This window comes from Streptococcus oralis (assembly GCF_003942875.1).
GTDB classification, from domain to species: domain Bacteria; phylum Bacillota; class Bacilli; order Lactobacillales; family Streptococcaceae; genus Streptococcus; species Streptococcus oralis_BX.
Genome location: NZ_RMVK01000013.1, coordinates 1 through 4,630, shown reverse-complemented (window position 1 = coordinate 4,630; position 4,630 = coordinate 1). Strand labels below are relative to the sequence as shown.

At 50.2% G+C, this 4,630-nt stretch carries 1 tRNA gene and 2 rRNA genes; all 3 read left to right on the top strand.

From position 1 onward, the window contains the following. Nucleotides 1-1,356 (top strand): 16S ribosomal RNA (locus D8844_RS10280); the annotation flags it as partial. A gap of 51 nt (nucleotides 1,357-1,407) precedes the next feature. Then, nucleotides 1,408-1,480: transfer RNA gene (locus D8844_RS10275), tRNA-Ala, on the top strand. 122 nt (nucleotides 1,481-1,602) lie between these two features. Further along, nucleotides 1,603-4,505: ribosomal RNA gene (locus D8844_RS10270) — 23S ribosomal RNA — on the top strand. The last annotated feature ends 125 nt before the right edge of the window (nucleotides 4,506-4,630 follow it).

Genomic DNA, 4,630 nt, shown 5'->3' with positions numbered 1-4,630 from the left:
GCATGACATTTGCTTAAAAGGTGCAATTGCATCACTACCAGATGGACCTGCGTTGTATTAGCTAGTTGGTGAGGTAACGGCTCACCAAGGCAACGATACATAGCCGACCTGAGAGGGTGATCGGCCACACTGGGACTGAGACACGGCCCAGACTCCTACGGGAGGCAGCAGTAGGGAATCTTCGGCAATGGACGGAAGTCTGACCGAGCAACGCCGCGTGAGTGAAGAAGGTTTTCGGATCGTAAAGCTCTGTTGTAAGAGAAGAACGAGTGTGAGAGTGGAAAGTTCACACTGTGACGGTATCTTACCAGAAAGGGACGGCTAACTACGTGCCAGCAGCCGCGGTAATACGTAGGTCCCGAGCGTTGTCCGGATTTATTGGGCGTAAAGCGAGCGCAGGCGGTTAGATAAGTCTGAAGTTAAAGGCTGTGGCTTAACCATAGTACGCTTTGGAAACTGTTTAACTTGAGTGCAAGAGGGGAGAGTGGAATTCCATGTGTAGCGGTGAAATGCGTAGATATATGGAGGAACACCGGTGGCGAAAGCGGCTCTCTGGCTTGTAACTGACGCTGAGGCTCGAAAGCGTGGGGAGCAAACAGGATTAGATACCCTGGTAGTCCACGCCGTAAACGATGAGTGCTAGGTGTTAGACCCTTTCCGGGGTTTAGTGCCGCAGCTAACGCATTAAGCACTCCGCCTGGGGAGTACGACCGCAAGGTTGAAACTCAAAGGAATTGACGGGGGCCCGCACAAGCGGTGGAGCATGTGGTTTAATTCGAAGCAACGCGAAGAACCTTACCAGGTCTTGACATCCCTCTGACCGCTCTAGAGATAGAGTTTTCCTTCGGGACAGAGGTGACAGGTGGTGCATGGTTGTCGTCAGCTCGTGTCGTGAGATGTTGGGTTAAGTCCCGCAACGAGCGCAACCCCTATTGTTAGTTGCCATCATTCAGTTGGGCACTCTAGCGAGACTGCCGGTAATAAACCGGAGGAAGGTGGGGATGACGTCAAATCATCATGCCCCTTATGACCTGGGCTACACACGTGCTACAATGGCTGGTACAACGAGTCGCAAGCCGGTGACGGCAAGCTAATCTCTTAAAGCCAGTCTCAGTTCGGATTGTAGGCTGCAACTCGCCTACATGAAGTCGGAATCGCTAGTAATCGCGGATCAGCACGCCGCGGTGAATACGTTCCCGGGCCTTGTACACACCGCCCGTCACACCACGAGAGTTTGTAACACCCGAAGTCGGTGAGGTAACCATTTGGAGCCAGCCGCCTAAGGTGGGATAGATGATTGGGGTGAAGTCGTAACAAGGTAGCCGTATCGGAAGGTGCGGCTGGATCACCTCCTTTCTAAGGATAAGGAACTGCACATTGGTCTTGTTTAGTCTTGAGAGGTCTTGTGGGGCCTTAGCTCAGCTGGGAGAGCGCCTGCTTTGCACGCAGGAGGTCAGCGGTTCGATCCCGCTAGGCTCCATTGGTGAGAGATCACCAAGTAATGCACATTGAAAATTGAATATCTATATCAAATAGTAACAAGAAAATAAACCGAAACGCTGTAGTATTAAAAGAGTTTATGACTGAAAGGTCAAAAAATAAGGTTAAGTTAATAAGGGCGCACGGTGGATGCCTTGGCACTAGGAGCCGAAGAAGGACGTGACAAACGACGATATGCCTTGGGTAGCTGTAAGTAAGCGATGATCCAGGGATTTCCGAATGGGGGAACCCAACAGGTACTACCTGTTACCCGCATCTGTTAAGGATGTGAGGAGGAAGACGCAGTGAACTGAAACATCTAAGTAGCTGCAGGAAGAGAAAGCAAAAGCGATTGCCTTAGTAGCGGCGAGCGAAACGGCAGGAGGGCAAACCGAAGAGTTTACTCTTCGGGGTTGTAGGACTGCAATGTGGACTCAAAGATTATAGAAGAATGATTTGGGAAGATCAGCCAAAGAGAGTAACAGCCTCGTATTTAAAATAGTCTTTGTACCTAGCAGTATCCTGAGTACGGCGGGACACGTGAAATCCCGTCGGAATCTGGGAGGACCATCTCCCAACCCTAAATACTCCCTAGTGACCGATAGTGAACCAGTACCGTGAGGGAAAGGTGAAAAGCACCCCGGGAGGGGAGTGAAATAGAACCTGAAACCGTGTGCCTACAACAAGTTCGAGCCCGTTAATGGGTGAGAGCGTGCCTTTTGTAGAATGAACCGGCGAGTTACGATATGATGCGAGGTTAAGTTGAAGAGACGGAGCCGCAGGGAAACCGAGTCTGAATAGGGCGCCTTAGTATCATGTCGTAGACCCGAAACCATGTGACCTACCCATGAGCAGGTTGAAGGTGCGGTAAGACGCACTGGAGGACCGAACCAGGGCACGTTGAAAAGTGCTTGGATGACTTGTGGGTAGCGGAGAAATTCCAAACGAACTTGGAGATAGCTGGTTCTCTCCGAAATAGCTTTAGGGCTAGCGTCGACATCAAGATTCTTGGAGGTAGAGCACTGTTTGGGTGAGGGGTCCATCCCGGATTACCAATCTCAGATAAACTCCGAATGCCAATGAATTATGGTCGGCAGTCAGACTGCGAGTGCTAAGATCCGTAGTCGAAAGGGAAACAGCCCAGACCACCAGCTAAGGTCCCAAAATAATTGTTAAGTGGAAAAGGATGTGGGGTTGCACAGACAACTAGGATGTTAGCTTAGAAGCAGCTATTCATTCAAAGAGTGCGTAATAGCTCACTAGTCGAGTGACCCTGCGCCGAAAATGTACCGGGGCTAAAACAATTTACCGAAGCTGTGGATACCTTTATAGGTATGGTAGGAGAGCGTTCTATGTGTGAAGAAGGTATACCGTGAGGAGTGCTGGAACGCATAGAAGTGAGAATGCCGGTATGAGTAGCGAAAGACAGGTGAGAATCCTGTCCACCGTAAGACTAAGGTTTCCAGGGGAAGGCTCGTCCGCCCTGGGTTAGTCGGGACCTAAGGAGAGACCGAAAGGTGTATCCGATGGACAACAGGTTGATATTCCTGTACTAGAGTATGTAGTGATGGAGGGACGCAGTAGGCTAACTAAAGCAGACGAATGGAAGTGTCTGTCTAAGCAGTGAGGTGTGAATTGAGTTAAATGCTTAGTTCTATAACATTGAGCTGTGATGGGGAGCGAAGTTTAGTAGCGAAGTTAGTGACGTCACACTGCCAAGAAAAGCTTCTAGCGTTTAAACATACTCTACCCGTACCGCAAACCGACACAGGTAGTCGAGGCGAGTAGCCTCAGGTGAGCGAGAGAACTCTCGTTAAGGAACTCGGCAAAATGACCCCGTAACTTCGGGAGAAGGGGTGCTGACTTTAAGTCAGCCGCAGTGAATAGGCCCAAGCAACTGTTTATCAAAAACACAGCTCTCTGCTAAATCGTAAGATGATGTATAGGGGGTGACGCCTGCCCGGTGCTGGAAGGTTAAGAGGAGTGCTTAGGAGTAATCCGAAGGTATGAATTGAAGCCCCAGTAAACGGCGGCCGTAACTATAACGGTCCTAAGGTAGCGAAATTCCTTGTCGGGTAAGTTCCGACCCGCACGAAAGGCGTAATGATTTGGGCACTGTCTCAACGAGAGACTCGGTGAAATTTTAGTACCTGTGAAGATGCAGGTTACCCGCGACAGGACGGAAAGACCCCATGGAGCTTTACTGCAGTTTGATATTGAGTGTCTGTACCACATGTACAGGATAGGTAGGAGTCTAAGAGATCGGGACGCCAGTTTCGAAGGAGACGTTGTTGGGATACTACCCTTGTGTTATGGCCACTCTAACCCGGATAGGTTATCCCTATCGGAGACAGTGTCTGACGGGCAGTTTGACTGGGGCGGTCGCCTCCTAAAAGGTAACGGAGGCGCCCAAAGGTTCCCTCAGAATGGTTGGAAATCATTCGCAGAGTGTAAAGGTATAAGGGAGCTTGACTGCGAGAGCTACAACTCGAGCAGGGACGAAAGTCGGGCTTAGTGATCCGGTGGTTCCGTATGGAAGGGCCATCGCTCAACGGATAAAAGCTACCCTGGGGATAACAGGCTTATCTCCCCCAAGAGTTCACATCGACGGGGAGGTTTGGCACCTCGATGTCGGCTCGTCGCATCCTGGGGCTGTAGTCGGTCCCAAGGGTTGGGCTGTTCGCCCATTAAAGCGGCACGCGAGCTGGGTTCAGAACGTCGTGAGACAGTTCGGTCCCTATCCGTCGCGGGCGTAGGAAATTTGAGAGGATCTGCTCCTAGTACGAGAGGACCAGAGTGGACTTACCGCTGGTGTACCAGTTGTCTTGCCAAAGGCATCGCTGGGTAGCTATGTAGGGAAGGGATAAACGCTGAAAGCATCTAAGTGTGAAACCCACCTCAAGATGAGATTTCCCATGATTTTATATCAGTAAGAGCCCTGAGAGATGATCAGGTAGATAGGTTAGAAGTGGAAGTGTGGCGACACATGTAGCGGACTAATACTAATAGCTCGAGGACTTATCCAAAGTAACTGAGAATACGAAGTGTGAGGTTTTCTTGGTATTTGATAGATATTCAATTTTGAGTAGGTATTACTCAGAGTTAAGTGACGATAGCCTAGGAGATACACCTGTACCCATGCCGAACACAG